Source organism: Nocardia takedensis NBRC 100417 (assembly GCF_000308695.1).
GTDB classification, from domain to species: Bacteria; Actinomycetota; Actinomycetes; order Mycobacteriales; family Mycobacteriaceae; genus Nocardia; species Nocardia takedensis.
Window position 1 is genome coordinate 231,121 of record NZ_BAGG01000093.1, and the last position, 25,806, is coordinate 256,926.

At 69.8% G+C, this 25,806-nt stretch carries 32 protein-coding genes; 12 read left to right on the top strand and 20 right to left on the bottom strand.

What is annotated here, in order from left to right; all coding sequences use genetic code 11:
* Nucleotides 1-124 precede the first annotated feature (124 nt).
* Nucleotides 125-1,171: a fused (3R)-hydroxyacyl-ACP dehydratase subunits HadA/HadB gene (locus tag ON30_RS20065; protein WP_040709032.1), complete on the top strand. Its 1,047-nt coding sequence runs from the start codon at nucleotides 125-127 to the stop codon at nucleotides 1,169-1,171.
* Nucleotides 1,172-1,193: 22 nt separating this feature from the next.
* Here the strand turns inward: ON30_RS20065 and ON30_RS20070 are convergent, their stop codons facing one another.
* The 3 genes from ON30_RS20070 to ON30_RS20080 form a co-directional block, all read right to left on the bottom strand.
* A complete protein-coding gene (locus ON30_RS20070; RefSeq protein WP_083911534.1) occupies nucleotides 1,194-1,937 on the bottom strand; it encodes an anti-sigma factor in 744 nt (247 codons plus the stop codon).
* Entirely contained in the window at nucleotides 1,934-2,578 is a 645-nt protein-coding gene (gene sigK, locus ON30_RS20075) for an ECF RNA polymerase sigma factor SigK (RefSeq protein WP_040709033.1), read from the bottom strand. The genes ON30_RS20070 and sigK overlap by 4 nt, the downstream gene beginning before the upstream one ends.
* A 174-nt stretch (nucleotides 2,579-2,752) precedes the next feature.
* Nucleotides 2,753-3,586: an RNA polymerase sigma factor SigF gene (locus ON30_RS20080; RefSeq protein WP_051029561.1), complete on the bottom strand. Its 834-nt coding sequence runs from the start codon at nucleotides 3,584-3,586 to the stop codon at nucleotides 2,753-2,755.
* 160 nt (nucleotides 3,587-3,746) lie between these two features.
* Here ON30_RS20080 and ON30_RS20085 point away from each other — a divergent pair, with 160 nt between their 5' ends.
* Nucleotides 3,747-4,685 carry an SMP-30/gluconolactonase/LRE family protein gene (locus tag ON30_RS20085; protein ID WP_040709288.1) on the top strand — a complete coding sequence of 313 codons (939 nt, stop codon included), beginning with the start codon at nucleotides 3,747-3,749 and terminating at the stop codon, nucleotides 4,683-4,685.
* 4 nt (nucleotides 4,686-4,689) lie between these two features.
* Here the strand turns inward: ON30_RS20085 and ON30_RS20090 are convergent, their stop codons facing one another.
* Both ON30_RS20090 and ON30_RS20095 read right to left on the bottom strand, forming a co-directional pair.
* Nucleotides 4,690-5,397, bottom strand: a complete 708-nt coding sequence (locus tag ON30_RS20090) for a DUF8176 domain-containing protein (RefSeq protein WP_245554130.1) — start codon at nucleotides 5,395-5,397, stop codon at nucleotides 4,690-4,692.
* A gap of 183 nt (nucleotides 5,398-5,580) precedes the next feature.
* On the bottom strand, nucleotides 5,581-6,534 hold the full coding sequence (locus ON30_RS20095; protein ID WP_040709291.1) for a DNA polymerase domain-containing protein: 954 nt from the start codon (nucleotides 6,532-6,534) through the stop codon (nucleotides 5,581-5,583).
* A gap of 118 nt (nucleotides 6,535-6,652) precedes the next feature.
* Here ON30_RS20095 and ON30_RS20100 point away from each other — a divergent pair, with 118 nt between their 5' ends.
* Complete coding sequence (locus ON30_RS20100) at nucleotides 6,653-7,300, top strand: hypothetical protein (RefSeq protein WP_051029564.1); 648 nt, start codon at nucleotides 6,653-6,655, stop codon at nucleotides 7,298-7,300.
* A 39-nt stretch (nucleotides 7,301-7,339) separates the two neighbouring features.
* Here ON30_RS20100 and ON30_RS20105 read toward each other — a convergent pair whose 3' ends face one another.
* Nucleotides 7,340-8,518 carry a cytochrome P450 gene (locus ON30_RS20105; protein WP_040709037.1) on the bottom strand — a complete coding sequence of 393 codons (1,179 nt, stop codon included), beginning with the start codon at nucleotides 8,516-8,518 and terminating at the stop codon, nucleotides 7,340-7,342.
* A 66-nt stretch (nucleotides 8,519-8,584) separates the two neighbouring features.
* Here ON30_RS20105 and ON30_RS20110 point away from each other — a divergent pair, with 66 nt between their 5' ends.
* On the top strand, nucleotides 8,585-9,400 hold the full coding sequence (locus ON30_RS20110) for an SAM-dependent methyltransferase (RefSeq protein WP_245554131.1): 816 nt from the start codon (nucleotides 8,585-8,587) through the stop codon (nucleotides 9,398-9,400).
* Between the two features lie 3 nt (nucleotides 9,401-9,403).
* Here ON30_RS20110 and ON30_RS20115 read toward each other — a convergent pair whose 3' ends face one another.
* Nucleotides 9,404-10,738, bottom strand: coding sequence for a serine hydrolase domain-containing protein (locus ON30_RS20115; protein ID WP_040709038.1), 1,335 nt, complete (start codon nucleotides 10,736-10,738; stop codon nucleotides 9,404-9,406).
* A gap of 109 nt (nucleotides 10,739-10,847) precedes the next feature.
* Nucleotides 10,848-11,036, bottom strand: a complete 189-nt coding sequence (locus tag ON30_RS39275; RefSeq protein WP_157183782.1) for a hypothetical protein — start codon at nucleotides 11,034-11,036, stop codon at nucleotides 10,848-10,850.
* Between the two features lie 272 nt (nucleotides 11,037-11,308).
* Here ON30_RS39275 and ON30_RS20120 point away from each other — a divergent pair, with 272 nt between their 5' ends.
* The 3 genes from ON30_RS20120 (at nucleotide 11,309) to ON30_RS40150 (ending at nucleotide 12,508) form a co-directional block, all read left to right on the top strand.
* Nucleotides 11,309-11,851, top strand: a complete 543-nt coding sequence (locus ON30_RS20120) for a L,D-transpeptidase (RefSeq protein WP_051029566.1) — start codon at nucleotides 11,309-11,311, stop codon at nucleotides 11,849-11,851.
* A gap of 111 nt (nucleotides 11,852-11,962) precedes the next feature.
* Entirely contained in the window at nucleotides 11,963-12,322 is a 360-nt protein-coding gene (locus tag ON30_RS36250) for a cupredoxin domain-containing protein (RefSeq protein ID WP_051029568.1), read from the top strand.
* Nucleotides 12,323-12,343: 21 nt separating this feature from the next.
* Nucleotides 12,344-12,508, top strand: a complete 165-nt coding sequence (locus tag ON30_RS40150) for a hypothetical protein (RefSeq protein WP_169334929.1) — start codon at nucleotides 12,344-12,346, stop codon at nucleotides 12,506-12,508.
* Between the two features lie 75 nt (nucleotides 12,509-12,583).
* Here ON30_RS40150 and ON30_RS20130 read toward each other — a convergent pair whose 3' ends face one another.
* From ON30_RS20130 to ON30_RS20140, 3 genes are all read right to left on the bottom strand, one after another.
* Entirely contained in the window at nucleotides 12,584-13,870 is a 1,287-nt protein-coding gene (locus ON30_RS20130) for an RNA polymerase sigma factor (protein ID WP_040709040.1), read from the bottom strand.
* Between the two features lie 15 nt (nucleotides 13,871-13,885).
* Nucleotides 13,886-14,305, bottom strand: coding sequence for a YciI family protein (locus tag ON30_RS20135; protein WP_040709042.1), 420 nt, complete (start codon nucleotides 14,303-14,305; stop codon nucleotides 13,886-13,888).
* 148 nt (nucleotides 14,306-14,453) lie between these two features.
* Nucleotides 14,454-15,299, bottom strand: a complete 846-nt coding sequence (locus ON30_RS20140; protein ID WP_040709043.1) for an enoyl-CoA hydratase-related protein — start codon at nucleotides 15,297-15,299, stop codon at nucleotides 14,454-14,456.
* Between the two features lie 434 nt (nucleotides 15,300-15,733).
* On the opposite strand from ON30_RS20140, the gene ON30_RS20150 reads away from it, so the two are divergent.
* Nucleotides 15,734-17,227, top strand: a complete 1,494-nt coding sequence (locus tag ON30_RS20150; protein ID WP_051029571.1) for an SAM-dependent methyltransferase — start codon at nucleotides 15,734-15,736, stop codon at nucleotides 17,225-17,227.
* 92 nt (nucleotides 17,228-17,319) lie between these two features.
* Here the strand turns inward: ON30_RS20150 and ON30_RS20155 are convergent, their stop codons facing one another.
* Nucleotides 17,320-18,099, bottom strand: coding sequence for a thioesterase II family protein (locus ON30_RS20155; RefSeq protein WP_051029651.1), 780 nt, complete (start codon nucleotides 18,097-18,099; stop codon nucleotides 17,320-17,322).
* An 84-nt stretch (nucleotides 18,100-18,183) separates the two neighbouring features.
* Nucleotides 18,184-18,543 (bottom strand): winged helix-turn-helix transcriptional regulator, encoded by a 360-nt coding sequence (locus tag ON30_RS20160; protein WP_040709046.1) that lies wholly within the window; start codon nucleotides 18,541-18,543, stop codon nucleotides 18,184-18,186.
* A gap of 59 nt (nucleotides 18,544-18,602) precedes the next feature.
* Between ON30_RS20160 and ON30_RS20165 the strand changes: the two genes are divergently transcribed.
* The 4 genes from ON30_RS20165 (at nucleotide 18,603) to ON30_RS20180 (ending at nucleotide 21,186) form a co-directional block, all read left to right on the top strand.
* A complete protein-coding gene (locus ON30_RS20165; RefSeq protein WP_040709047.1) occupies nucleotides 18,603-19,394 on the top strand; it encodes an SDR family oxidoreductase in 792 nt (263 codons plus the stop codon).
* 136 nt (nucleotides 19,395-19,530) lie between these two features.
* Nucleotides 19,531-19,974, top strand: coding sequence for a DUF6325 family protein (locus tag ON30_RS20170; protein ID WP_040709048.1), 444 nt, complete (start codon nucleotides 19,531-19,533; stop codon nucleotides 19,972-19,974).
* Nucleotides 19,975-20,001: 27 nt separating this feature from the next.
* Entirely contained in the window at nucleotides 20,002-20,280 is a 279-nt protein-coding gene (locus tag ON30_RS20175) for an SHOCT domain-containing protein (RefSeq protein ID WP_040709049.1), read from the top strand.
* 309 nt (nucleotides 20,281-20,589) lie between these two features.
* Nucleotides 20,590-21,186: a hypothetical protein gene (locus ON30_RS20180; protein ID WP_157183783.1), complete on the top strand. Its 597-nt coding sequence runs from the start codon at nucleotides 20,590-20,592 to the stop codon at nucleotides 21,184-21,186.
* A gap of 19 nt (nucleotides 21,187-21,205) precedes the next feature.
* Here the strand turns inward: ON30_RS20180 and ON30_RS20185 are convergent, their stop codons facing one another.
* The 7 genes from ON30_RS20185 to ON30_RS20210 all read right to left on the bottom strand — a co-directional run bounded on the left by ON30_RS20185 (nucleotide 21,206) and on the right by ON30_RS20210 (nucleotide 25,790).
* Nucleotides 21,206-21,391, bottom strand: a complete 186-nt coding sequence (locus ON30_RS20185; RefSeq protein WP_157183784.1) for a hypothetical protein — start codon at nucleotides 21,389-21,391, stop codon at nucleotides 21,206-21,208.
* Between the two features lie 425 nt (nucleotides 21,392-21,816).
* Nucleotides 21,817-22,281, bottom strand: a complete 465-nt coding sequence (locus ON30_RS20190) for an NUDIX hydrolase (protein ID WP_051029573.1) — start codon at nucleotides 22,279-22,281, stop codon at nucleotides 21,817-21,819.
* 145 nt (nucleotides 22,282-22,426) lie between these two features.
* Nucleotides 22,427-22,897, bottom strand: a complete 471-nt coding sequence (locus ON30_RS20195; protein ID WP_281004741.1) for a LysE family translocator — start codon at nucleotides 22,895-22,897, stop codon at nucleotides 22,427-22,429.
* Between the two features lie 3 nt (nucleotides 22,898-22,900).
* A complete protein-coding gene (locus ON30_RS40670) occupies nucleotides 22,901-23,056 on the bottom strand; it encodes a hypothetical protein (RefSeq protein ID WP_218006288.1) in 156 nt (51 codons plus the stop codon).
* A gap of 81 nt (nucleotides 23,057-23,137) precedes the next feature.
* The gene (locus tag ON30_RS20200; protein WP_040709052.1) at nucleotides 23,138-23,665 is read right to left on the bottom strand and encodes a PIN domain-containing protein; all 528 of its coding nucleotides are present in this window, start codon (nucleotides 23,663-23,665) and stop codon (nucleotides 23,138-23,140) included.
* Between the two features lie 23 nt (nucleotides 23,666-23,688).
* The gene (locus tag ON30_RS20205; RefSeq protein WP_040709053.1) at nucleotides 23,689-24,771 is read right to left on the bottom strand and encodes a helix-turn-helix domain-containing protein; all 1,083 of its coding nucleotides are present in this window, start codon (nucleotides 24,769-24,771) and stop codon (nucleotides 23,689-23,691) included.
* A gap of 62 nt (nucleotides 24,772-24,833) precedes the next feature.
* The gene (locus ON30_RS20210) at nucleotides 24,834-25,790 is read right to left on the bottom strand and encodes a YihY/virulence factor BrkB family protein (protein WP_051029576.1); all 957 of its coding nucleotides are present in this window, start codon (nucleotides 25,788-25,790) and stop codon (nucleotides 24,834-24,836) included.
* Nucleotides 25,791-25,806: the final 16 nt, after the last annotated feature.

The window sequence follows — 25,806 nt, forward strand, 5'->3', positions numbered from 1 at the left end:
GCGGGTATCGTCCGAACGGTACGTGGCCGTACTCGCCCGTGCTGTTACCGCCGCCCGCGACGCCCGGGGCGGGCCGCGAGACGGCGTTACCGATTCATCGAAGATCACTGAGAAGGAGCGCGCTTTGGAGGTCCTCGAGTCACTGCGTGGCGATGCCGACCCGGTCGCCCACATCCACGCCCTCGTCGGACAGCGCTTCCGCATTCTCGCGCCGTACCGGGTCGGCCGCGAGAAGGTCAGGGAATACGCCCGCGCGGTGCAGAACTTCCATCCGACCCACTGGGACGAGGACACCGCCGCCGCCTACGGCTACCCGGCCCTGCTCGCCCCGCCCACCTTCACCTGCCTGCTGATGGGCGGTGTCCAGCAGGCCATGACGGATCTGCTCGTCGGCCTGAACCTGACCACGACGGTGCAGACCGACCAGGTGATGAACTACCACCGGCCGATCCTGGTCGGCGACGAACTCACCAGCAACATCTCGCTGCACTCGTTCCGGCGGGCCTTCGGCGGCGACATGATCGTCATCGAGAACCTGATCACCAACCAGCACGACGAGGTGGTGCTCACCGCGCACACCTCGGTGATCTCGCGCGCCGACGCCGAGGCCGAGGACACCTCGATCCTGGACCGGGTCGCCACGATCGGCCGCCAGGATTTCACGCCGCCGGTGGAGATCGAGCGGTGGAGCGCGCCGCTGCCGATCCCCGATCCGGGGCCGGCCGGGCCGCGCGGACGGACCGTCGACTCGGTCGCGGCGGGCGAGGATCTGCCCGGCGACACGGTCCGCCTGACCCTGGGCGATCTGGTGAACTACGCGGGGGTCTCCGGTGACCCGAACCCGATCCACTTCCATTCCGAGACGGCGCGACTCGTCGGTCTGGAACACGGCGTGGTCGCGCACGGCATGCTGACGATGGCGCTGGGCGCGGGCTACGTCACCAACTGGCTCGACGATCCCGGTGCGCTGGTGCGGTATTCGGTGCGGATGACCAGCCCCGTGTACGTCGGCATGGACGACCGCAGCAACGTCGAGTTCCAGGGCCGGGTCAAATCCGTCGACCGCGAAGCGGGCACCGCGACCATCGCGCTGACCGCCACCCACGACGGCAAGAAGATCTTCGGCCGCGCCACTGCCGTGGTCCGCCTGGGCCGAACCGCTTCGGCCTGAACCGGATTCGTCGCGCCCCGGCTCAGGCCGGGGCCACCGCGGCGAGCGGGTCGGTGGTCGGCTGCGGCGATCCGCCCGCCGGTTCGAGGGTGAGCGCCAGGGTGTCGGTGGGTTGGTAGGCGGTCACCAAGGCGGGCGCACCGGTGGCCACCGTATCCAGCACACCCGCCGAGCGCGGCGTGCCGTCCGGCGGGATCAGCCACAGCTGATAGGCGCGTCCCGGGCCGGGGTCGGCGACCTCGTCGAACGTCACGCCCGCCGCGGCCAAGCGCTCGGAGGTGTAGACGGTCAGCGTTCCGCCGGTCGCGACGGGCACGGTCCGACTGCGGGTGTCCGGTTGCTCGAGGACGATCTCGGCGGTGACGGTGTCATCGCGTTCCTCGGTGCGGTTCGCCACCACCGCGACCGTCGCGCCGACCGCGACGACCACCGCCGCCGCGGCGGCCGCCACCAGCCATCGGCCGCGGCCCGCACGCGGGGCGGGGCGGGCGGGCAGCGGTTCGGTGCCGGTCCGGGTGCGCGGATGCTCGGCGACCGTCCGCAGCACCGCCGCCTCCAGGTCCGCGGGCGGGGGCACCGCGTCGACCACGGTCATCGCGGCCAAGGTCTCGCGCAGGGCGCGCACGGTCGAGGTGAATTCGGCGGCGGTGTCCGCGTCCGCCGCGCGCAGCGAGTTCTCCACCGCGCGGCGTTCCAGATCGTCCAGCGCGTCCAGCGCGTACGGAAAAGCCATGTCCGGGAGGTCTCGCAGATCTCCGCTGGTCATTCGATGCCACCTCCCGACAAACAGCCCGCCAACCGTTTGAGCCCGTCCCTGATCCGGCTCTTGACCGTGGGCAACGGGATCGACAGGTGGTCGGCCACCTCAGGATAGGTACGCCCACTGTAATAGGCCAGGGCGACCGCCTCGCGCTGACGCTCGGTCAGCGTGCCGAGGCAGTCCAGCACCGCCTGGGTCTCGGCCCGTTGGTCGACGGCCTCGGCGACCACGTCGTGGTCGCGGCCCAGATGTTTGTGCCCGTAGGCCAGGTCGCGGCTGCCCGCGGCCTGTTCGCGGCGCACCCGGTCGACCGCGCGGCGGTGGGTGAGCGTCATCAGCCAACCCATCGGGCTCGACAGCGCCGGGTCGTAGCGATCCGAGAGCGTCCACACCTGGAGGTAGACCTCCTGGGTGATCTCCTCGGCGGTGGCGTGCGCGCGCAGGATGCGCACCGCGAGCCCGAACACGCGGTGGCTGGTGGCGCGGTAGAAGTCGGTGAAGGCATCCCGATCGCCGGTGGAGATCGCGGTCAGCTGGTCGACCAGGACCCGCGTGTGCTCGGCGACCTCACCGGAGCGACCGTTTCCACAGGCGGGCCCGGCCCCATGGTCGAGGCGGACGATCGGATCGTCCGGTTCCTCGGTCATCCGCGCGGCTCGAACGGGCCGCGGGACGAACGGGACACGGGGCAGATCGGCAGCGGAAGCACGTCGAACTCGACTCCTGACGAGGGTGGGGGTCTCGCGTCTGATCGGCTGTCACGTTACGCGGTGCGCGCCGCGCATCGGCTCCGAACGGCCGTGCCGCGCGGCGTCCGCAGGTCAGGCGACCCGACTCGCGGCGGGCTCGGCCAGCGCCTGTTCGCGCAGCTTCTTGAGGGTCCTGGTCAGGATGCGCGAGACCTGCATCTGCGACACCCCGAGGCGGTCGGCGATCTGGGCTTGGGTCCGGTTCTCGAAGAACCGCCACACCAGGACCTGCCGTTCCCGTTCGGGCAGCGCCGCCAGCAGCGGACGCACCGCGAGCGCGTCCTCGAGCAGTCGGTAGGAGGGCTCCTCGCGGCCGAGGGTGTCGGCGATCGACGGGCGGGTCTGCTCGTCGGAGGAGTTCGACGTCGCGTCCAGGGAATTGGTCTGGTAAGCGTTGGCGGCCATGATCGCCTGGGTGACCTCGACGACCTCGAGATCGAGTTCGGCGGCGATCTCGCGGGCGGTGGGCATGCGCCCGAGCTTCTGCGAGAGCGCTTCGATGGCCGGGCGGACCTGCGCTTGGACCTCTTTGGCTCGCCGGGGCACGCGTAAGGCCCAGGTCCCGTCGCGGAAGTGGCGACGCACCGAGCCCATGATCGTCGGCACCGCGAAGGACAGGAACGACGCGCCGCGTTCGACGTCGAAGCGGTCGACGGCCTGCACCAAGCCCAGCCGCGCGACCTGGAGCAGGTCGTCGAAATCCTCACCGCGCCCGGAGAACTTGCGGGCGATGTGCTCGGCGAGCGGCAGGCAGCGCTCCACGATCTGGGTGCGCACGCTCGCCCGGTGCGGGTCGTCGGCGGCGAGTGCGGCCAACTTCTCGAACCACGGTTCGATGTTGTCGTAGCTGGCGGTCCCGAACACGTCCCGTGACGTGTCGTCCGCACCTGTCGTCGTCCTGCTCATCCGAAATCCCTCGCTCCATCTCGGTTCGGCGACGCCCGGATACCCGGGCGCACACCATCGACACCCCCGAATTCCGAAAAATTTCGATCGGGTCGCGGAACCGGGTCGCATCCGCCCGGAAACGCACCGCCGCGGCCCGCCCGGGTGTGGAATGGACCCCATGAAACGGACCGCGATCATCCTGGGGAGTTGTGTCCTGGCCGCGCTGTCGGCCCTGGCCGCGCCGCGCGCGCACGCCGCCGACACCTGTCCCGGCGCCGGACAGCCGACGATTCCCGCCGCCGCGATCCCCGGCGCGCTCGAGGGGCTCACGGTCGACGCGCGCGGACGCGCCTTCACCACCGACCTGACCGCGGGCCGCGTCTACCGCATCGACGCGCCGGGTGCCACGCCGGTCGTGGTGGCCACGGTGCCCAGCGGCGGGGCCGGCGGGCTGGCCTGGACACCGGACGGGCGACTGCTGGTCGGTTACGGCGCGGACCCGCGGGTCTTCCAGGGTGACGCGCTGCGGGCCGCGGGCATCGTCGCGGTCGATCCGGACACCGGCGCGCTCACCCCGTACGCCTCGGGCCTGAGCGCCGCCAACGGACTGGACGTCGCAGCCGACGGAATCGCCTACGCCACCAACGACTTCGCGAGTTTCGTCGGCCGGGTCTACCCGAACGGCGCGGTACAAGCCGACTGGACCCGCTTCCCCAGCGCGAACGGCGCGGTGCTCGGCGGCGACGACGCCTACCTCTACGTCTCGCGCACCTTCAGCGATCCGGGCGTGAGCCGCATCCCGATCGCGAATCCCGCGGCCCCGCAGTCACTGCTGGACCTGCGCGGCGCGGACGCCCTCGGCGCACCGGACGGGTTGACGCTGGACTCCGCCGAACGGCCGGTGGTGCCGCTCAACCCGTCGGGGCAGATCATCCGGATCGACGCCCCGCAGCGGTATTGCGTTCTCGGCGGCGGCAATCCGGCGACCAGCGTGCTCACCTACGGGCGCGGCGACACCGGTTTCTCGGCGGGCCGGTTGTTCGGCGCGACGTTCACCGGGCAGGTCTACGAGATCCCCGGCGGATTCGACCCGAACGCCCGCACCGCGACCCCCTGACCGCTCAGGAGGGCGCGGTGATCCTGGTGATGGCGACCGTGCCGTCGCCCGCGGCGGCCACGGTGACGAACTGCCGGTAGGTCCGCACCACCGAATCGGGGCGCGATTCGGTGATCACCACGTCGAACCGGCCGTCGGCCAACGGCGTGATCAGCACGCAGTGCTGGGTGCCCGGCGGCACCGAGGCCGCGCCCGCGCCGATCACCTCGGCCGTGGGCAGCCCCGCGTCCGGGGTGGTGAGCATGCGCGCCCGCTCCCCCGACCGGCTGACGTAATAGGCGTGCTGGAAGGCCAGGATGACCTCGGGCCCGTTGGCGTTGGAGCCGACCCCGTTGCCGCGCACCACTTGTTCGGTGCGGGTCGGTTCGCAGCCGGGACCGCCGCCCAGGATCGGATCGGCGGCGGTCGCGGCCTGGCGCGGCGCGGTGCTGACCGAGGTGTAGACCAGGACCACCGCGACCGCGGCCACCGAACCGACGACGGCGGCCGACCCGACGAGCACCGAGCGGGTCCGGTTGCGGCGCGGGGGCGGGCGGCGGCGCTTGCCGTTGCGCAACGGCGGCAGCGTGCGCGGCGGCGGCAACGCCCCCGATGCCGGTAGCATCCCCGGCCACAGCGGAGCCGCGGCGGCGGCCGTGCGCCGTCGACCCGCGGTGCCGGTGCGCAGCGCTCCGACGACCCGCCGTGGTTCGGACGTGTTCGACGACATCATGAGTTCGCCGCACCCCCTTTGCCGGCGCCCCGAGGGCGACTCCGGGCTCCACTTCAATGCTGTTGGGCTCTAACAACATTGCATACCCCACGGATTATGGCTCGCGAATGGCCCAGGAGCCACCGCTCGGCCGGGCCAATCTCCCCGCTCGGCGTGTCCCGCGAATCCGGTTCCTCGGCGGGTCTACTCGCCGCGACGGGCCTTGGCGCGCCGTTTGCCCTCGTGCATCGCCTGTACCCGCGCGACCGGGATGGTGTGGCCCTCGGCGACCAGATCGTCCGGAAGTGTCTGCGGCGCGGGCAGCGACGCGGCCCACGGATCGTCGCCCGCCACGAGCGCCGGCGCGCTGCGGACCGTGAAATCGGCGGGCACGACATCATCGAGATCGGCCCATGCCACCGGGAACGACACCGTCGTCCCCGGCCGGACCCGCGGGCTGTAGGCGGTGACGACCGTCGCGCCGCCGGCCCGGGTGGAATCGAGGAAGACCTTGCCGTGCCGGTCCTCGAGGAGGAACGCCGTCGTCGCGAGCGCGGGGTCGAGGCGTTCGGCGCGGGCGGCGACGGCCCTGGTCGCCGCGGCGGCGTCCTCGATCGGCACCCCCGGCACGAGGGGGACGATGATGTGCACGCCCTTGGATCCACTGGTCTTGACCGCGCCGTCGAGTCCGTCGGCGTTCAGCGCGGCGCGGATCAGGTGCGCGGCCCGCACGGCGAGCCCGAAATCCGCCTCCGGCGGGGGATCGATGTCCAGGACCAGATGGGTCGGCCCCTGGTCGTGGTCGGCGAGCAGCAGCGTGGTGTGGTACTCGACCGCGCGCTGGTTGCCGAACCACAGCAGCGTCGGCAGATCCTCGCACAGCGCGTAGGAGATCTCCCGCCGCGAGGTGTCGGCCCACAGGTTCACCCGCCGCACGAAATCGGGCGTGTACTTCGGCAGATTCTTCTGCACGAACGGTTCCTGACCCGGCCGCACCCGCACGACCGACAGCGGGCGTCCGGTCAGCGTGCGGATCATCGGTTCGGCGACCGCCTCGAGGTAGTCGAGCAGATCCCGCTTGGTGGCCTGCGCCCCGTCGAACAACGACTGATCCAGATTGGTCAGCTCGACCCCCGACCGAACCTCCGCGGCGCCCATGCCCCAACCCTGCCCGTCGCGCACCGCGCGGTCAACGCCGACGCGTTCGGGGCTCATCCGAGCGGCGATCTGATCCGAATCAGAAAGGTAGACACCTACCCCTAGGAAATGAGATCCCATGACCGATCCGAAGTCCGGCAAGCACCGCCGCCGCAGCCCACGGCGCACCGCTTCCTTCCTGGTGGCGGGTGCGGTGCCGGTGGCCGTTGCGATAGCGGCCGCGCCGGCGTTCGCCACACCCGGCGGGACCGCGTTCGTCGTCGACGAGGAACCGGCCGCGCCCGCGCCCGAGAACGCCGCGCCGCCGGTCACCACGATCCGGGTCGGCGACATCGAGGTCGGTAGGCCCGATTTCGTCCCGCCCGACATCGCCCAGCAGATCAACGACACCGCGCAGGGCATGGAGGACCAACTCTCCGACGGCCTGGACGCGGCGGGCGTCGACCACGCCCGGTCGGACCGCATCGCCGAGGACGTCATCGGCGCGGCGGCGATCGGCGCGAGCGTCGGGTCGACGCTGTCGAGCCCGATCGCGGCGACCAGCGCGATGATCGGCGCGGCGACCGGCGTGATCGTCGGTTTCCCGTTCCTGCCCATCGGTCTGGTCATCGGCCCGGTGGTGTGCGGGGCGATCGGCTACGCCGTGATCGCGGCCCCCGCGATGGCGATCGGCGCGGGCATCGGCGGCGTGGTCGGCGCGATCGAGGGTGCGATGGCGCCGCTGCCCGACCAGGGCGCGCCGCAACCGGGCGCACCGGCGGTCTGAGCGGGCCGGTCCCGGGTCGCGACGACCGGGACCACCCGATCAGCGCGGGGTGACGGTGGTGGGCAGACTCGCGAAGCCGCGGTTGTTGGAGGAGTGGATGCGTACCGCCCGCTCCTCGTCGATCTCGTAATCGGCCACCGACGCGACGATCTCGCGCAACGCGACCCGCAGTTCCAGCAGGCCGAGGTTCGATCCGAGGCAGTGGTGGCGACCGCTGCCGAACACCAGCGAGGCCCCGGTGTCGCGGTCCAGGTCGAATCGGTCGGGTTCGGCGAAGACCTCGGGGTCCCGATTGGCCGATCCGGTCAACAGCGCGATGCGGGCGCCCGCGGGCACCGTCACCCCGTGCAACTCGAATTCCTCGGTGGCCGTGCGCGGGTGCAGTTGGTTGGTGGAGTCCCAGCGCATCGACTCCGCGATCCAGTCGTCGATCCGGCCGTCGAGCGCCTCACGGCGCTGGTCGGGGTGCTTGGCTCCCGCGTACCAGATATTGCCGAGGGTGAGCATCGTCGTCTCGATGCCCGCGCCCACCAGCAGGATCAGCACGCCGACGATCTCCTGCGGGGTGAGCTTGTCCTCGCCGTCGGCGGCGGCGAGCAGACCGGAGAGCAGATCGTCGCGAGGGTCCTCGGCACGGGCGATGGTCAGCTCGGTGTAGTAGCCGACCATCGCGCCGATCGCCTGCATCGCCTCGGGCCGCAGGTCGGTCGACTCCTCGTCGGTGTACATGATCTCCATGCCGAGCCTGCGCAGCATGTCCCGGTCGGCCTCCGGCACACCCACCAGTTCGGAGATCACCTCGGTCGGGAACGGGCCCGCGAATTCCGTCATCAGGTCGAAGCTGCCGCGCTCGACCAGCGGAGCCCACAGTTCCTTGGCCAGCGTGCGCAGCCGCGGTTCCAGCCCGAGCACCCGGTTCTGGGTGAACGCGCGCACCACCAGGCCGCGCATCCGGGTGTGCTTGGGCGGGTCCATGGCGACGAAGGAGAACATCTGCTCGGCCTGCGGGCCCCAGAACGCCGGTTCCATGCGTAGACCGTTGGCGCTGGAGAAGCGGGTGGAGTCGCGCAGGGCCGCGAGGATGTCGGCGTGGCGGCTCAGTGCCCAGAAATCATCGGTTTCGTTACGGAACACCGGGGCCTGTTCGCGCAGCCTGGCATAGTACGGGTACGGATCGCGGTGGACATCGAAATCATAGGGGCTGTACTGCAACGGCACGATACGGCCTTCCGTGGAACACGAGTCGGGCTGACACGACGACATTAGTCGAGAAGAATTGAGGGCGTGGTGAACTCGGAATCAGCACGGGAGCGTTTCGACATCTCGAAACCGCATCCCGCGCGCCGCTACGACTATTGGCTCGGCGGCAAGGACAATTACCCCGCTGACCGGGAGTCCGCCGACGCCGTCGCCGAGGGATTTCCCACGGTGCGCCTGGCCGCGGTGGAGAATCGCAGTTTCCTGCGGCGAGCGGTGACGTTCCTGTCGACGGAAATGGGCGTACGGCAATATCTCGACATCGGCGCCGGACTGCCCACGGCGGGCAACGTGCACGAGATCGCCCAGGACATCGCGCCGGAATCGCGCATCGTCTACGTCGACAACGATCCGATCGTGCTGCTGCACGGCCGCGAACTGCTCGACAGCTCCCCCGAGGGCGCCACCGCCTACGTCGACGCCGACCTGCGCGAACCCCGCCAGATCCTCGACGCCCCCGAACTGCACGAAGTGCTGGACCTGAGCAAGCCCGTCGCCCTGATGCTGGTCGCGGTCCTGCACTTCATCACCGACAACGACGAGGCGTACCGACTGGTGCGCACCCTCTACGAGGCGCTACCCAGCGGCAGCTACGTGGTGCTCTCGCACGGCACCAACGATTTCCTGACCGCCGAGGACCTGGCCGAGAGCGACGCCGCGAACCTGCGCAGCGGCGTCCCGTTCCGGCTGCGCTCGACCGCCGAGTTCACCGCGTTCTTCGACGGACTGGACCTGGTGCCGCCCGCGATCACCTCCGTCATCCACTGGCGACCGGATTCCTGGCGTCCGCATCCGCGCGCCGAAGCGGTGTCGATGCTCGCGGGTGTGGCCCGAATCCCCTGAGGGTCAACGAATCCCGGGTGTGCGCGGATCGTCGCCGACGCAGCCGAGTACGAAGCAGCCCGGCGGCCAGTCGGCCACCGGCCTGCCCAGCGGCTGACCGAGGCAGCTCACCGGCCCGCACCCCGGATAGGCGTCGGGCCCGATCCCGAACGCGGCCAGCGCGGCCGTCGGATCCGAGATCATCGGATCGGCGAGGGCGACATCGGGTTGGCGGACGTAGGGGCCGGGATCGGCCAGCGTCGGGTCGCGGAAGGCGGCCGCGGTGGCGCGCAGCATGTCGTGCGGGAAGGACACCGAACCGCCGGGCACCGTCACCCCGGTCCAGCTGACCAGCAGCCCCAGACTCGGGACGATGAAATTGTCCTGCCGCAGCATCCCCGACATCTGCACCGCGTCGGCGGGCAGTCCGGGGAACAGCGCCGCGCAACCGGGACCGTTGACCACGAACAGGAATCCGTAGCACGGGTTGGCGGCGGTGGGTTCGGTCGCGCGGGCCAGGTAGTCGGCGGACAGGACCTGCCGCTCGCCCCATGCGCCGCGGTTGAGCACGAGCAAGCCGAGTTTGACGAAATCGTCGGGCGGCAGCAGCAGGTGGGCGTACCCGTAGGTGTTGCCGCTGCGGTCGCGCGCCCAGTGGTAGTGGTCGGCGTCGATCCCCAACGGGGAGAACAGTTCCCGCTGCGCGAACTGTTGCAGATCCTCGCCGATCGCGCGTTGGACGACGTAGGCGAGCAGGTCGACGGCGCGCTGACTGTAGCGCCAGACGGTGCCCTGCGGATGTTCGATCGGCATGGCCAGCGCCTGCGCCACCACGTTCGGGTCGAGGCCGACCAACCCGGTGACGCCCTCCGAGGCGACCGCCACCTTCATCCCGGAGGTCTCGGTCAGCAGACTGCGGACGGTGATCGCGCGGTGTGCGTCGTCGCCGAGTCCCTCGGGCAGGTAGTGGCCGATCGGATCGTCGAGCGCCAGGTGACCGCGGTCGACGGCCAGTCCGGTCACCAACGACACCACGCTCTTGGTGACGCTCCACATGTTCCACGCCTGGCCGCCGGTCTCCGCGCTGCGCGGACCGCTGGCGATCAGACAGTTGTTGCGCACCACCCGCACGGTGCGCCGGGTCGGGTCCGAGGCGAAGGCGACCGCGGCCCGCAGGGCGGCGGCGTCGAAGCCGACCTCCTCGGGCGTCGCCGTCTCGAGGTCCTGCCCCGCGCCCACCGCACAGGTCCGCAAGGGCGGCGGGGCCGCCGCGCTCTCGCCGGGGTCGACGAGCCCCCCGAAGGCCATCACCGCCGCCGCGATCGTCGCGACGGCCCTGCCCACACCACGAAAAACCACCCAGTCCTCCGCTCTCGACGCGCTCACCTGCGACATCGAGTGGAGATCGGGGCGCATTACGCCCGCGCGGCCCCCCAATCACAGTGGCGGGGATTCCTATGGCAGGCGGTCAGTCCCGGTGCGCGGCGTCGTACCAGCGGTACGGAACAGTCCAGTCCCACCGGACCTCCTCGGCCTCGGCCTCCTCGCGCAGGCATTCCTGATAGCAGTGCATCGAGCCGCCGACGGTCGCTCCGTACAGCAACAGGCCACGGCGCACATGCCGCCAGAGCGGACGTAGAGAGATACGTCGCCACATCGCCGACCTCCTCGACCTCGGTGCGGTCACGATACCGGCGCGGCACAGCGCGCGTACCGGAATCGCAACGATCGAGGGCGGAAAGAATCAATTGATTCGAAATCCCGACGCGCCGCGCTCCGGTGGCCGATAAAGTCACCCACGATGCGCCCATTCGAAAAGCCGAGTTCGATCCGCGACGGATCACTCGTCCCCCAGAGGATCCGATGCATTCGGTGAGGTAGGAGACGCATCGCCCTACACAGCGACTCCGGTCGCGGAAAGGGGTTGATATGAGCGTCGCATTTCCACGCATTCGGGCCGCCCGGTGGATCGCCTCCGCCGTCCTCGCGGTCGCGGCACTGTCCTCGACAGCGGTCGCCCAAGCCGAACCACTGTGGCCGGGTGGTCCCGACATCCCCGGCGTCCCCGCACTGCCCCCCGTCCCGGCCATACCGGGGTTGCCCGTTCCGCCGCCCGCCCCCGTCTACGCCCCTTGTTCGGCCGACGCGCGGTTCTGTCTGCGTCTGTCCACCAACGAGGGTTGGTTGATGGAGGACGGCAAGGTCACCTACGGGCCGACCCCGATCTCCCACGGCCGACCCGGTTACGAGACACCGCCGGGCCGCTTCCGGGTGGCGTTCAAGCGCGAGGACCACTGGAGCACGATGCACAACGCTCCGATGAAATGGGCGGTGTTCTTCAACGGCGATATCGCGACCCATATCGGGCCGATCGAAGAACAGTCGCACGGGTGTATCCGAATGACTCCGGAAGGCGCCGAGGCGACCTACAATCACCTGTCCCCGGGAGATGTCGTCGAAGTCGTGGAATGATTTCCGCAATTTCCGGAACACCGTGACCGGATCGAATCCGGCGCGATACCGGAAAGCGGTTCCGCCACTATTTCCCGAGAATTCCGCAATTCCCGTGGAAAGGAGCAGACCGTGCGCCGCGCCCGTTGGCTGATCGTCGTGCTGCTGGGCGCGGCCACGGCCTGCGGCGCCGAGGAGACACCGGTTCCGCCCGAAGCGCCCCCGGGACCACCGCCGGTCCAGGCCGTGGTTCTCACCATCGACGGCGCCGACTACAGTCGACTGCCGCCGATCACCCCCGGCGCGGTGATCACCGTCGTCAACAACGATCTGGTGCGCCACAGCGTCACCAGCGGGCGTCCCGGCCTGTTCGACGAGCAGATCGAACCGGGCGCCTCGCTGACCTTCCTGGCACCGGAGGAGATCGGTTCGCATCCCTTCCACTGCCGCTACCACGCCTTCATGGAAGGTTGGCTCAGCATCCGCTCCTGATCCCGGAGCTATGGTGGACCCGTGGGCGTTTTCGGAGAGATGTTCCCCGGCAAGAAACTCACCGACGAGAGCGGCGAGTCCGGCGACGGGCAGCCCCACCGCCCCGCGGTGGAACTCGACCTCGACGCCGGTGTCATCCGCCTGTCCGCCCCGCCCGAGGGCGACCCGGAACCCGATCCCGAGTAGCCACCGGCCGATGCCAGGCCCGCCTCCCCCTCGCGACCGCTGGACCAGGGACGCCCCGACCGAACCGGTCAGCACTCAGGTCGACGCCAAGGCCGCGAGTTTCGCGGTGAGCACGGTGCGTTCGCGGTCGTTGCCGCACAGCGTTACCGCGCGTTCCAGTTCGGTGCGGGCCTCCTCCGGCCGACCGAGGCGGATGAGCAGTTCGCCGCGCACGCCGGGCAGCAGGTGCGAACCGGCGAAGGCCGATTCGGCGGCCAAGGCGTCGACCAACGGCAGGGCGGCGGCCGGGCCGCGGGCCATGGAGACGGCGACGGCCCGGTTCAACGCGACCACCGGTGACGGGGTCAACCGGTCCAGCGCCTCGTAGAGCAGCACGATGCGCTCCCAGTCGGTCTCGGCGACCGACGGTGCGACGGCATGGCATTCGGCGATGGCGGCCTGCAAACCGTAGGCCCCCAACCCGCGTCCTTGCTCGATCGCCTTCGCCAATGCCGCGCGGCCACGCGCGATGGCCGCGCGGTCCCAGCGCCTGCGGTCCTGGTGCTCGAGCAGGATCGGTTCGCCGTCGGGGCCGGTGCGGGCGGGGAACCGGGCGGCGGTCAGTTCCAGCAGCGCCAGCAGACTCAGCACCTCGGGTTCGGTCGGGACCAGATGCGCCAGGACCCGGGCCAGCCGCTGCGCTTCCCCGGCCAGGTCGAAGCGGATCAGCTCACCGCCCGAACTGGCCGAGGAGCCCTCGGTGAAGATCAGGTAGACGACGCTGAGCACCGAGCCGAGGCGAGCCGACCGCTCGGCGGCCGACGGCGGTTCGAACGGCACTCCCGCCGCGCCGAGCGTCTTCTTGGCGCGGGTGATGCGGGCCTGCACGGTCGCGGTGGGCGTCAGGAACGCGCGGGCGATCTCGTCGCTGGTGAGACCGCCGACCACACGCAGGGTCAACGCGACCCGAGCCTCCCGCGACAGCACCGGATGGCAGGAGATGAAGATCAGCGTCAACACGTCGTCATCGATGCGATCGGGATCCCACAGCACCGCCTCGGGATCGTCCGCGACCGGGTCGGCGCCGCTGAGCGCGCCGCCTTCGCCGAGGTCGCGGGCCATCGCGGCGTAGCGCTCGTCCAGCGACGCGCGCCGGCGGAAGGCATCGATGGCGCGGCGACGCCCGACCGTCAGCAGCCACCCCGCCGGATTGCGGGGCGCTCCTTCGCGCGGCCAGGTCACCAGCGCCTCGGCCAGCGCCTCCTGCGCCAAGTCCTCGGCCAGCGCGAAATCGCCGGTGTAGCGCGCGAGCGCGCCGACGATCCGCGCCGACTCGATCCGCCACACGGCGGCGACGGCGTCACGCCCGGTCGGATCAGCCATCGCCGCGTTCCGGGCTCAGAGCTGACCGGTGGCCTCGCGCCACGCCCGTTCCTTCTGGATCCACACGTTGTCCTGGGGGAATTCGTCGATGGTGGTGACCCGCCGGATCTCGGTCTTGAGGCCGGGGCCCGACAGCGGCGCGCGCTTGGCCCACTCGATCGCCTCCTCCTTCGACGCGACGTTGAGGATGTAGAAACCGTTGAACAGTTCCTTGGTCTCACCGTAGGGCCCGTCGGTGACGACGGGGGTCTCCGAGGAGTGGTCGATCACCACACCGTCGGCGGCGTCGTCGAGTCCTTCGGCGGCGACCAGCACGCCCGCGCGGATCAGTTCGTCGTTGAAACGCCCGATGGTCTCGAGCATCTGGTCGAAGTCGATCTCGCCCATGCTCGCGAACGCCTCGTCGGTGGCACGCATGACCAGCATGTACTTCATGGTTGTCTCCCTGGTTGGCCGGGTCTCGTTCGGACCCTCTCACACCTGGGTCGAACGGAAGCCACCGCGGATCGACACCGCCGGAGAATTTCTTTCGAAGATTTTTTCCGGGGCGCGGGCGGGGCCGGAGCGACCCCACCCGGCGCACTCAGTCGAAGACCTTCGGCAGGCCGTCGGAGACCGCGTCGGGGAACCGCGGTCCGCGCTTGTTCAGGAACGCCTCGACGCCTTCGGCCACGTCGGCGGACTGCCCGCGCAGGAAGATCGCCCGCGATTCGACGCGGTGCGCGGCCTCGGGGGATTCCGCGCCGAGCATGCTCCACAGCATCTTCCTGGTCAGCGCGACCGAGACGGGCGCGCTGTCGGAGATCAGGCCGTGCGCGATCTCGAGGGCGCGCTCGAGCAGGTCCTCGGCGGGCACGATCTCGCGGATCAGGCCGCGCTCGAGCGCCTCGGGCGCTTCGATCATCCGCCCGCTGACCGCCCATTCCACGGCGGTGCCGATGCCGACCACGCGCGGCAGGAACCACGACGAGCAGGCTTCGGGCACGAGGCCGCGCCGGGTGAAGACGAAGCCGAAGCGGGCCTTGTCGGAGGCGATGCGGACATCGGCGGGCAGCGTGCTGGTCACGCCGACACCGACGGCCGGGCCGTTGATGGCGGCCACGACGGGCTTGAGCGAGTTGTAGATCCGCAGCGACACCTCGCCGCCGGAGTCGGGCGGCGCCTCACCGGATTCGGCCGCTTCGGCGAAGAAGGTCTGCGCCCCCATGGACAGGTCCGCGCCCGCGCAGTAGGCGCGACCGGAACCGGTGAGGACCACCGCGCGCACGCTGTCGTCGGCGTCGCAGGCGTCGAAGGCCGCGATCAGTTCGTCGCGCATCTGGAGGGTGAAGGCGTTGAGTTTGTCGGGCCGGTGCAGTCGCACGATCGCGACCGGTCCGCGCCGTTCGAGCAGGACGACCGGTTCGAGGGCCGTCTCCTGCGCGCTCATCGGGCCGCGCCGATGCGTTCGACCAGGTCACGCCCGTGGCGCACCCCGATCCCCGGTAGCCGACCTGAAACAAAGAGATACATACTGTGGCACCCTATCTTCCGTGACCTCCCCCGCGAACGGTCCGGGAAGGTCGGACGACAGCGGTCCGCACCGAGCGGTCCCGCCGTATCGCAGCAGGACCCGAGAATATCGACCGGGCCCGCGCCGAGCTATGAGGTCGAGCGCGGAAAATCCGGCCCGGTCGCGCCGCGGACCCACCACCCGCCGCATCCGCGCCTCCGTCCCGATCGCCGCCTCGGCGCGAGGCTATGCTGAGTGCCCTCTCGCTGTCGAGGTCAGCGATCGTCCCTTCCAGGAGTGCGCCATCACCGCCCCGTCGAAACTCGCGCACCGCGCCGCGGACCCGGCACGAAACCCTCGGGTGCGCGCGGGTGCCTAACAACGAGTTCGGGGATTTCCAGACACCGCCCGCGCTGGCCGCGGCCTGTTTGGCGGCGTTGGGCGTGCCGGCCGACGCGCGGGTCCTCGAACCGACCTGCGGGGTGGGCGCGTTCCTCGCCGCGGCGGCGCGACTGGCCCCCCACTCCGAACGGGTCGGCATCGAGATCCAGCCCGAGTACGCGACCCTCGCGCGCGAGCACGCGACGGTGTTGGTGGACAACATCTTCCACCTGCGCCCGGCCGAGGACGTGCGGTGGTCCGGCGACGGCCCGCTGTTGGTCGTCGGCAATCCGCCGTGGGTGACCTCCGCCGAACTGAACCGGATGGACTCGACCAATCTGCCGGAGAAGCAGAACTTCAAAGGCGCGCGCGGCCTGGACGCGATCCTCGGCTCCGCGAATTTCGACGTCGGCGAATACATCATCCTCAAACTGCTCGACGAATTCCGCGCCGAGCCGTTCACCCTCGCGATGCTGTGCAAGACCCAGGTGGCCCGCAACGTCGTGGAATACGCGGCGGCGGCCCGACTTCCGCTGACCGAGGCGGCGATCTTCCGCATCGACGCGCCGCGCTGGTTCGACGCCAACGTCGACGCCTGCTGGTTCGTGGCACGCTGCGATCCGCACGGCCCGCCCGACTACACCGCCGCCGTCCACCCCGATCTCGGCTCGGCCGCCGCCCGCCGATTCGGCGTGGTCGACGGCCGCATGGTCGCCGACGTCGAGGAATACCGCGCGCTGCGCGACGCCGACGGCCGGTGCCCGTTCGAGTGGCGTTCCGGACTCAAACACGACGCGGCAGCCGTCTTCGAGCTCACCGCCGCCCCCGAGCCGACCACCCGCGCGGGCACGGTCCTCGACCTGGAAGCGGACTACTTGTTTCCGTTCCTCAAGAGCACCGACGTGTTCCGCGGCCGACAGGACACGCTGCGTCGCTGGGTGGTGGTGCCGCAGCGGTTCTTCGGCGAGGACACCGCCCACCTGGCGGAGTCCGCGCCGAAACTGTGGACCTACCTCACCGCCAACGGCGACCTGCTCGACGGCCGGAAGTCCTCGATCTACCGCAATCGCCCGCGTTTCAGCGTCTTCGGACACGGCGACTACACCTTCGCCCCCTACAAGGTCGCGGTGTCGGGCCTGCACAAGCAACCGGTCTTCCGGCTCGTCGCGCCGCTGGAGGGTAAACCCGTCGTCCTGGACGACACCTGCTATTTCCTGCCCTTCCAGGACGGGTGGGAAGCCGCCCTCGCCTGGGCGCTGCTCGGCAGTCCCGCCTGCGCGCAGCTCATCGAGTCGCTGGTCTTCTGGGACGCCAAACGCCCGCTGACCAAGAAACTGCTCGCCCGACTCGACCTGAATTCGCTGCCGGTGGACACCGGCGAGGTGCTGGCCGCCGCGTACGAGGAAGCCGCGCGACTGGGGATCGAGGTGAGCGCGCCGCCCACCTCGCCGCTGACGATCCTGGGCGGGGCACCCGCCATCTGATATCCGATCGCCGGGTGACATGCCCGGCTCCGGTTGGCCGCGCCCCTCGCCCCGACCCGCGCGTCCGTCGACTCGTCGTCGCGTGCTGGACTCTAGAGCACGGACTTCAAGTCCTCGACCAGCGCGTCGGTGACCTCGGCCGCGCTGTCGGCGAGGAAGAAGTGCCCGCCCTCGAACCACCTGGTGCGGATCGGCCGATCCGTGTACCGCTGCCACTCGGCCAGTTCCTCGGGCGAGGTCTGCGGGTCGGCGCGACCGCCGTAGACGAACGTCGGAACCCCGACGCGCGCATCGGGTTCCACCCGGTAGTCCTCGATCGCCCGGTAGTCCGCGCGCAAAGCGGGCAGCACGAGTTCGCGCAGGTCGGCGTCGGTGCGCAACCGCTCGTCGCTGCCGCCGAGGCTCACCACGTAATCCACGAACGCCGTTTCGCTCAGGTCGCTGGCCCGCTGGGTCCGCACCAGGCCGGGCGCGCGCCGCCCGGAGGCGATCAGACCCAGCACCGAATCCGGTGCGGACTCTTGCAACCGCAGCGTCAACTCGAACCCCAACGCGGCCCCCATGCTGTGCCCGAAGATCACCAGCGGTCCACCGCCCCAATGCCGATGGAGTTCGTCGGCCAGCGTCTTCAGATCGGTGAAGGGCGTCTCCCGATAGCGGTCGAGGCGGCCGGGATACTGCGCGGCGACGACGTCGACCGGGCAGTCCACCTGCGCCAAGCGGGTCGCCAGCGGACTGAAGTAGTGCGCCGTCCCGCCCGCGAAAGGCAAGCACAGCAACGTCGTCCCGCGTACGGGACCGGTGGACAGACGCCTCAGCCAGTCGCCCGGGCTTCCGGTCGACGCGGGCGTGCGAGCAGGCTCGGTGTTCACCGCTTCCACTGTGCGCCATGATCGCCCGTCGCGGCACCCCTAGAATTGCGCCGCCTCGAATTCCGCCCCCCAACGAGACGTAGGTCACGATCGGCGACCGGATTCGCCGCGGAACCACGGTCCGCCCGTACTTCCCGGCTCCCAGGACTCCGACCAGTCCCAGAGCGGTTGCAGCGCCTCGCTCAACCCCACCCCGACCGCCGTGAGTTCGTAGGCCCCCTTGGGACCGTGCTTCTCGATCAGCCCGACCGTCTGCAACTGCTGCAAGCGGTTGGACAGCATGCTCGACGAACAGTTGCCCATCCGTCGACGCAACTCCAAGAACCCCAGCGGCCCCGGTTCCAGCTCCCACACGATGCGCAACACCCACCGCTGCCCCAACACCTCGATCGCCGTCCGGATCGGGGCGTGGCCGGGGTCGTCCGGTCCGTTTGCGCTTCTCATTCCGAAGCACGATAGTTGGTTCTCATTCAGAAGCACTCACCGAAGGAGACGAGGATCGCATGCACGGACCGAACTCGAACGCGCACCGGATCGTGCTGGTCACCGGCGCTTCGCGAGGCGTCGGCGCGGCGACAGCGCGGCTACTGGCCGCACCCGGCACCCACGTCCTGGTCAACTACCGGGAGAAGGTCAAGCGCGCGCAGACCGTGGTCGACGCCGTGATCGCCGCGGGCGGCAGCGCCTCGGCCGTGGCCGCCGACTTGGCCGACCCGGAACAGGTCACCGCCATGCTCGAACACGTCCGGACCCGCTTCGGCCGCCTGGACGCGCTGATCCTCAACGCCTCCGGCGGCCTGGAACGCGACGCCGACCCCGGCTACGCCCTGCGCCTGAACCGCGACGCACAGGTCCACCTCGCCGCGAGCGCGCTGCCGCTGATGGCCGCCGGCGGGCGCGTCGTCTTCGTCACCAGCCACCAGGCCCACTTCCACGCCCAGGGCCGAGCGCTGCCCGAGGGATACCAGCCGATCGCGCTCAGCAAACGCGCGGGCGAAGACGCCCTGCGCGCCCTCATCCCCGAATTCCTCGCCCACGACCTGGGATTCGTCGTCGTCTCCGGCGACATGATCGACGGCACCATCATCGTGCGCCTCCTGGAACGCCGCGACGCCGAGGCGGTCGCCACCCGCCGCTCCCACGGCCCCCTGCCCACCCTCGACGAATTCGCCGCGGCCATCGTCGGCGCGCTCGACGTCCCCGCCGCACCGGGCCACACCGTCTACGTCGGCGGCCACGACTACCTCACCGCCCCGGCCGCCCGACCTGCGGAATCGGTGACCGGATCGTTCTGAAACGCCACCGTTCGGCGGCGTACACTTCGTCTGTGATCGGCGTCATGGACGGCGGGTCCCCGATCACCCGGCCCGCCGTTCGTGCCGAGACACGGAGTTGCGTCGCATTTCCTCCCGAACGGAAAAGAGGCTGCTCGTGACCGAGAACGATATCGTCGGCCCGATCGACTACCTGGTCGTGGAATTCCCCGCGGATCGCCCGCCGGACGGTTCGGCCCTGCCCCTGCTGCGCGATCTGGTCGACCGCGATATCATCCGCGTCCTGGATCTGGCTTTCGTCCACAAAGGCCAAGACGGCACCGTCGCGGGCATCGACATCACCGAGGTCGGCCTGCGCGGCGACCTGGACATCACGCTGTTCGCGGAGGCCAATTCAGGCCTGCTCGACGACGCCGACCGCGACGCGGCGGGCGGCGCGATCGAACCGGGATGCTCGGCCGCCATCCTCCTCTACGAGAATCGGTGGGCCGCCCCGTTCGCCGCCGCCCTGCACAGCAGGGGCGCGCAGGTGGTGGCCTCGGGTCGGATCCCGATCGACGCCCTGCTGTCCTCCCTCGAACTCCTCGAAACCCAGAGCTGACCCCGTCGACCGAACCAGGAGAACCTCATGCCCGGATTGCTCAGGGGAGTCGCCCGCACCGCGATGGTCGCGGGCACCGCGACCGCCGTCTCCAATCGGGTCTCACGCCGCCAAGGCCGACGCTGGGCCGCCGAGGAGCAACCCCGCTACGCCCCCGAACCGACCTACGCGCCGCCGCCCCAGCCCACCGCGGCCGAGGCTCCCGATCGCGTCACCGCCCTCCGACAACTCGCCGACCTGCGGTCCCAGGGCGTGTTGACCGAGGCCGAATTCGAGAACGAGAAGGCGCGGATCCTCGCCTCCTGACGGTCCCACACACCGAGACCCAGCACGGCGATCATCGCCACGACCAACCTGACCAGTGTTTTCATCAGAGCCCTCCCCGTTAGCGACGCTGCCGCAGGCAACCTACAATCAGCCGGTAGCGACGTCAATCCCGAAACGACGTGCCGCGCAGCGCAATCGATCGACACGCCGCGCGGTCGCCATTCATAGCCGGGCGGGAATTCTGCAAGACCGGTCACATTCCGGTTGTAGCGCCGGGGAATCCGACGATATGCAGGCGACATCGAGGATTTCCAGGAAGGCGGACCCATGGCCGGGAAACATCGCGCGGTGAGTGAGCAAGGCAAACTCCTGCGGGGAATTCCGATCGCCGTCGCGGTGCCCGCGGTCATCGCCCTCGGCGGCGTGGGTACCGCCCACGCCCAGGACGCTCCGGTGTCGGCGACCGAGTTCGGCCCCGAGGTCCACCAGTCGACCTTCGATCTCCAGCGCGCGCAGGTCACGGCCTACACGCCCACCCTCGCCGAGTCCCAGGTCGCTGCTTACACGCCCGCCGTCGAGTCGCCGCTCGACGCTCCGTCGGCCGCCGTCCGCGCGACGCAGGTCGCACCGCTCACCGAGGCCGCGCCGATCGCGCAGTCCACACCGATCGCGCAGGCCACACCGATCGCGAGCGTGAACGAGAACGCGACGGCGATCGGCCAGACCGCGGGCCAGATCCTCGGCGGACTGTCCGGCGCGCTCATCGGCGGCGCGGCGGGCGCGGTGCTCACCGCACCGACCGGTATCGCGGTGCCGGTGGGCGTGGTCGCGGGCGGTGTCATCGGCGGCGTGATCGGCACCTACGCGGGGTACTACGCGGGCACCTTCGTCGGTTCCGAGATCGCGAACCAACTGCCGCAGATCGTGCCGAACATCCTTCCCTGATCCGGATTCTTTCCCGATCTCAGATCGAGCCGAGGGCGATCACCAGCGCGATCACCATCGCACAGGCGACGATCACCGCGGTGAGGGCCGAGACCGACAGGAGCACGACGCCCGCGGTCAGTGTCGAGACGATCAGACTCGCCAGCCAGGCGGTCCCGAGTTCGATTTTCGGCGGACGGAGGGACGGGGGTGTTCTCACAGCCATGATGCGTGGTCTCCCGTACTCATGGTGACCGGTCCGCGATCCGCCTCGGCAGTATCCGGATTTTCAACGGTGGCCGGGTATTCCGGCGCGACTCGACACCGCGGAACGCGTCGATCACCCGTCCGCACGGCAAGGCCGCCAGTCCGATACAGCGTGTCCACCTGATCGAACGCCTCGCCGGCGGAGCACTGCCTACTTCACTGTTCTATCAGTCTCGGACATCGGAGAACAAGCCTGTTCACGTAGTTAACTAGAAAGTAGCTATGCGTAACATAGGGTCCGCGGTCGCACTCTCCGACATTCCGCCCGGTCACCGCCGGAAAATGCGCTCAGAAACCGTTCGACCACGCCACGACCGGTCCTCGAACGAGCCAGCGAATTACACGCACGTCATCGTGTACTCGCATTTGCTCGATGGCCTGATCTCACCAGCCGTGCACGGAGAACGGACTCCCGCCGACGATGTGCGCGACGGCGGCGCGACAGTAGTCGATCATCCGATCGGGCAGCGCGTCGACCGCGAACCAGGCCAGCTCGTCACACTTGTCCGGCTCCCGATTCACCGGCTCGCCCGACCAGGCGCGCGCCGTGAAGAAGAACGCCACGCGTCCGCCGGACGACGCGTTGTGCAGCACATGACTGAACATCAGATCCGCCGGCGTGACCGCGACGCCGACCTCCTCCGCGGCCTCCCGGATCACCGCGTCGACCACGGATTCGCCCGCCTCCAGATGCCCGCTCGGCAGATGCCAGGCGCCGTCCTCGAAGCCGGTGTTGCGCCGTCGACCGAACAACACCTCGTCGCCGCGCCGCAACAACAGGTGGACATCGCCCACCACCGTGTGACGAGGGGAGCCGACCTGCTGAGCCGCGACGGGCACGCTGTTCATGCGCAGATTCCTTCACCTGGATCCGGACAGACCACGGGCACTACGGGAGCGGAACGGGAACGGCCGACAGCCGCGCTCCCGCTCAGATCCTAGGCCCTGTAGTACCCACCGGCACGGCGAAATCCACCTCGCACCATCGTCCGACTCAACGGTGCCCCGCCGCCAGGTTCACACCGAACCCGACCACCACCGCCCCGGTGACGGCGTCGACTCGGCGACACACCGAATCCCGGCTCAACCACGACTTCGCCAGACCGGCCGCGCCGATGATCACGGTGAACCACAGCATGCCCTCGACGTTGTGCACGAGCGCGAGCACACATCCCATCACCAGCGGCGGCACACCGTCCGGCAGGAACTGCGGCAGCATCGCCACATAGAACACCCCGACCTTCGGATTCAGCAGATTGGTCCCGACACCCCTGGCCCACGCCCCGACCAGGCCGGTCGGCCCCGCCTCCACCGTGGCTTCCGGCAACGCGGCGCCACGCCGGAACCCTTCGCGAATCATCCCCACCCCCATCCACACCAGATAGATCGCCCCGACCACCCGCAGCACCGCATACCCCAGCTCCGAAGCCGTGAACAGCACCGAAACCCCCGCGGCCGCCGCGATCCCTCAGAGCAACGTGCCGGACCCGATCCCCAAGGCAGTGACGAACGCGTACCGCCGCCCCCGACTCACCGCCGCCCGCAGGACGAGCGCGGTATCCAACCCCGGAACGACTGTGAGCAGACCGGCGACAACCGCGAACGACAACAGACTGTGCCCCATAGCCCAACCCTAGCCAGCCCGCAAAACCCGCTCCCCCCAAACGCCTCTCGGCTCTCCTACGATCGGGTGCGGCTTCGATCGCTAGGGCAACAACTGCATCTCGTAGGCCCACCCGATGAAACTCTCGACTTTGGGCAGCCGCATCCCCGTGGCGAGAAGGTCCGCGTAGATCTGTTCGGCGGTGTCGGAGTCGACGTCATCCAGCGTCTTGCGCGCTTCGGCGATGATCCACAGGGACGTCACGAATCGCACCGCCCGCCGACGGGCTTGGGCGCGTGCGTCGCCGTCATCGATCACCGCCACCATGCCCCGGTGCACCGCGCAGGCGAGCACCGCGCATTCCCCCAGGTTCTTGCGCGGCCCATCCCCTTTCGCCGAGGGCATGTCGACCTTGATATCGAGCTGCGTGATCGCTTCCTCGGTGGTCAACACCCCGAGTTCGACCCACGAAAGGTCCGTGATCGCCGGAATGTCGTAGCCGCGGGCGCGTCCGTCCTCGATCTCACCGTGCACGGTGTCGGGGATCAGGATCAGCCCCTGCGGAGCCAAGCGACGCAGTACGTCTTCACGGCGGGCGCGACAGAAATGGGTGAAGGTCGACGTGTCCATCACCCAGCGGCCCCCCGGCGTCGTCACAGGCTCGCGTAGTCGGCGGCCGTCTCCGCCCGCTGCGGCGGTAGCTCGTCCTCGGCGAGCCCGCCACGCAGCAGTTCCACCGCTCTCGCCGCGGTCATCCTACGATCCACGTAGGCGTCTACGATCGCGGCCGTCAGGGTGGGCGACACCGACGGCGCGCGCAGTTCGTCGGAGTCGCGGATGATCGCCAACTTGGCGAATTCGCCTGCCACCGGGATGCGTCCTTCCATCGAGCGATATTCGTGGTCGCTGACCAGGCCAAGGTTGCGCAGATGCAGAATCACCGCCGACCACGACAACTTGTAGGCGCCTGCGACACGGATGGTTCGGTCGCGCGCCGAATCGGCCCGATGGTCGCGCCACAGTTGCGTGATCCCCGACCGGGGCGCGAGAAGGTGGGCGGCGAACGAGTTGATCATTCGCTCGGCATCGATGGCCGCGGCATCGTAGGCGTCGCCGAACAGCCAGTGTCCGAGCTCGTGCGCCAACGACATCCGGCGGCGTCCCTGCTTGGCGTCTCCATCGATGACCGCTGCGGCGCAACCCGGTTCGACCTCCACGAGTGCGCCGTCCGCTCCGCCCCCGCCGAGCGGAAGAGAGCAGGAGAACAGCCCGAACACTTCGGCGAGGCGCGCCAGCTCGTGCAGCGGTTCGCAGCCGACCCCGAGGCGTTCGCGGACCTCGCCCGCGACATGTTCGCAGTCGGCGTGCGACCGCGGCGGACGCCAAGTCGGGCGCTCGGTGACAGCGGTGATCACGCCCGTTTTCACCAGGGCAGCGACATCACCGGCGAAGAGCTCGAGCGCCCGGTCGAGCCGAGCGGTGGACTCGTGCGTGGGCGCGGCCCCCGCGCGACGACTGACCACCGACGGCAAGGGGTCGCGGACGAACCAGGCCAAGGGCGTGTCGAGCGCGGCGGCCAGGTCCACGAGTTCGACGGCCGACACCTTGCGCTCGCCCTTCTCGATCCGCCCGAGCGCCGTACGTTCGATGCCGACCCGATTGGCGAGATGGTCCTGTGTCAGGTCGAGACTCTTCCGCGCGGCCGCGATCCGCTCGCCGAGTACCTTGCCGTCCATATGTGCGATTTTCCCACATCGCGTGCTCGGACACCAGAAGCCGCGCACTCACCTGGCGATCGTCATTCGTCGGGCGTGTCGCGGGGCGGGAGGATGGGTTCGACGTCCGCGTCGCCGCCCTGTTCGATGTGGCGGCCGCGGGCCAGTTCGGCGTCGAATTTCGCGCCGAGCAGGATCGCCACGTTCGACAGCCACATCCACACCAGGAACACGACCGCGCCGGCGAGCGAGCCGTAGACCTTGTTGTAGGAGTCGAAATGGGTTGCGTAGAAGGCGAAGCCGACCGACGCGGCGATCCACAGCGCGACCGCGAGCACGCTGCCCGGGGTGAGCCACCGCAGTCCCGGCTGACGGGCGTTCGGCGCGGCCCAATACAGCAGGGCGATGACCACGCTCACCAACAGCGCCAGCACCGGCCACTTCAAGATCCCCCACGCGGTTACCGCGGCGGGCCCGAACCCCAACCATCGCCCCGCGACCTCGGCGAGCTGCCCGCTGACCAGCACCCCGCCCGCGCACAACACGACCAGCACCACCAGCGCGATGGTCAGGCCGATCTGCAACGGCACCGTCTTCCACAGCGGACGGCCTTCCTCGGCGTCGTAGACCGCGTTCACCGCGCGCACGAACGCCCCGATATACCCCGACGCCGACCACAACGCGATCACCAGACCCGCGATCGCCGCGGGCCCCGCCAGCGACCGCGCGCTCTGCAACTCCTCGAGCACCTGCACCGACGCCGAATTGTCGCCGCCGTAACCGAGTTCGGTGATCGTGTCGATCAGCGACCGCGTCGCCGACGGCCCCGCCAACCCCAGCAGCGCCGACACCACCACCACGCCCGGGAACAGCGAGATCACGCTGTAGTAGGTCAGACCGGCGGCACGATCGGTCAGATCGTCGTTCCACAAAGCGCTCACCGTGCGCCGCGACACGGCCCACCACGTGCCGCGCCGCAACGCCCAAGGGTTGCGAATCCGCTCGGACCCACCGACACCCGTCACCGCGATCTGCGTCATCACCCCGACCTCCCGA

What these genes read in the sequence shown, in the direction of transcription:
- ON30_RS20070 (WP_083911534.1), bottom strand. Translation starts at nt 1,937, where the DNA reads ATGACCAGCGGAGATCTGCGAGACCTCCCGGACATGGCTTTTCCGTAC.
- sigK (WP_040709033.1), bottom strand. Translation starts at nt 2,578, where the DNA reads ATGACCGAGGAACCGGACGATCCGATCGTCCGCCTCGACCATGGGGCC.
- ON30_RS20080 (WP_051029561.1), bottom strand. Translation starts at nt 3,586, where the DNA reads ATGAGCAGGACGACGACAGGTGCGGACGACACGTCACGGGACGTGTTC.
- ON30_RS20085 (WP_040709288.1), top strand. Translation starts at nt 3,747, where the DNA reads ATGAAACGGACCGCGATCATCCTGGGGAGTTGTGTCCTGGCCGCGCTG.
- ON30_RS20090 (WP_245554130.1), bottom strand. Translation starts at nt 5,397, where the DNA reads ATGATGTCGTCGAACACGTCCGAACCACGGCGGGTCGTCGGAGCGCTG.
- ON30_RS20095 (WP_040709291.1), bottom strand. Translation starts at nt 6,534, where the DNA reads ATGGGCGCCGCGGAGGTTCGGTCGGGGGTCGAGCTGACCAATCTGGAT.
- ON30_RS20100 (WP_051029564.1), top strand. Translation starts at nt 6,653, where the DNA reads ATGACCGATCCGAAGTCCGGCAAGCACCGCCGCCGCAGCCCACGGCGC.
- ON30_RS39275 (WP_157183782.1), bottom strand. Translation starts at nt 11,036, where the DNA reads ATGTGGCGACGTATCTCTCTACGTCCGCTCTGGCGGCATGTGCGCCGT.
- ON30_RS20120 (WP_051029566.1), top strand. Translation starts at nt 11,309, where the DNA reads ATGAGCGTCGCATTTCCACGCATTCGGGCCGCCCGGTGGATCGCCTCC.
- ON30_RS20130 (WP_040709040.1), bottom strand. Translation starts at nt 13,870, where the DNA reads ATGGCTGATCCGACCGGGCGTGACGCCGTCGCCGCCGTGTGGCGGATC.
- ON30_RS20135 (WP_040709042.1), bottom strand. Translation starts at nt 14,305, where the DNA reads ATGAAGTACATGCTGGTCATGCGTGCCACCGACGAGGCGTTCGCGAGC.
- ON30_RS20140 (WP_040709043.1), bottom strand. Translation starts at nt 15,299, where the DNA reads ATGAGCGCGCAGGAGACGGCCCTCGAACCGGTCGTCCTGCTCGAACGG.
- ON30_RS20160 (WP_040709046.1), bottom strand. Translation starts at nt 18,543, where the DNA reads ATGAGAAGCGCAAACGGACCGGACGACCCCGGCCACGCCCCGATCCGG.
- ON30_RS20165 (WP_040709047.1), top strand. Translation starts at nt 18,603, where the DNA reads ATGCACGGACCGAACTCGAACGCGCACCGGATCGTGCTGGTCACCGGC.
- ON30_RS20175 (WP_040709049.1), top strand. Translation starts at nt 20,002, where the DNA reads ATGCCCGGATTGCTCAGGGGAGTCGCCCGCACCGCGATGGTCGCGGGC.
- ON30_RS20185 (WP_157183784.1), bottom strand. Translation starts at nt 21,391, where the DNA reads ATGGCTGTGAGAACACCCCCGTCCCTCCGTCCGCCGAAAATCGAACTC.
- ON30_RS20190 (WP_051029573.1), bottom strand. Translation starts at nt 22,281, where the DNA reads ATGAACAGCGTGCCCGTCGCGGCTCAGCAGGTCGGCTCCCCTCGTCAC.
- ON30_RS40670 (WP_218006288.1), bottom strand. Translation starts at nt 23,056, where the DNA reads ATGGGGCACAGTCTGTTGTCGTTCGCGGTTGTCGCCGGTCTGCTCACA.
- ON30_RS20200 (WP_040709052.1), bottom strand. Translation starts at nt 23,665, where the DNA reads ATGGACACGTCGACCTTCACCCATTTCTGTCGCGCCCGCCGTGAAGAC.
- ON30_RS20205 (WP_040709053.1), bottom strand. Translation starts at nt 24,771, where the DNA reads ATGGACGGCAAGGTACTCGGCGAGCGGATCGCGGCCGCGCGGAAGAGT.
- ON30_RS20210 (WP_051029576.1), bottom strand. Translation starts at nt 25,790, where the DNA reads ATGACGCAGATCGCGGTGACGGGTGTCGGTGGGTCCGAGCGGATTCGC.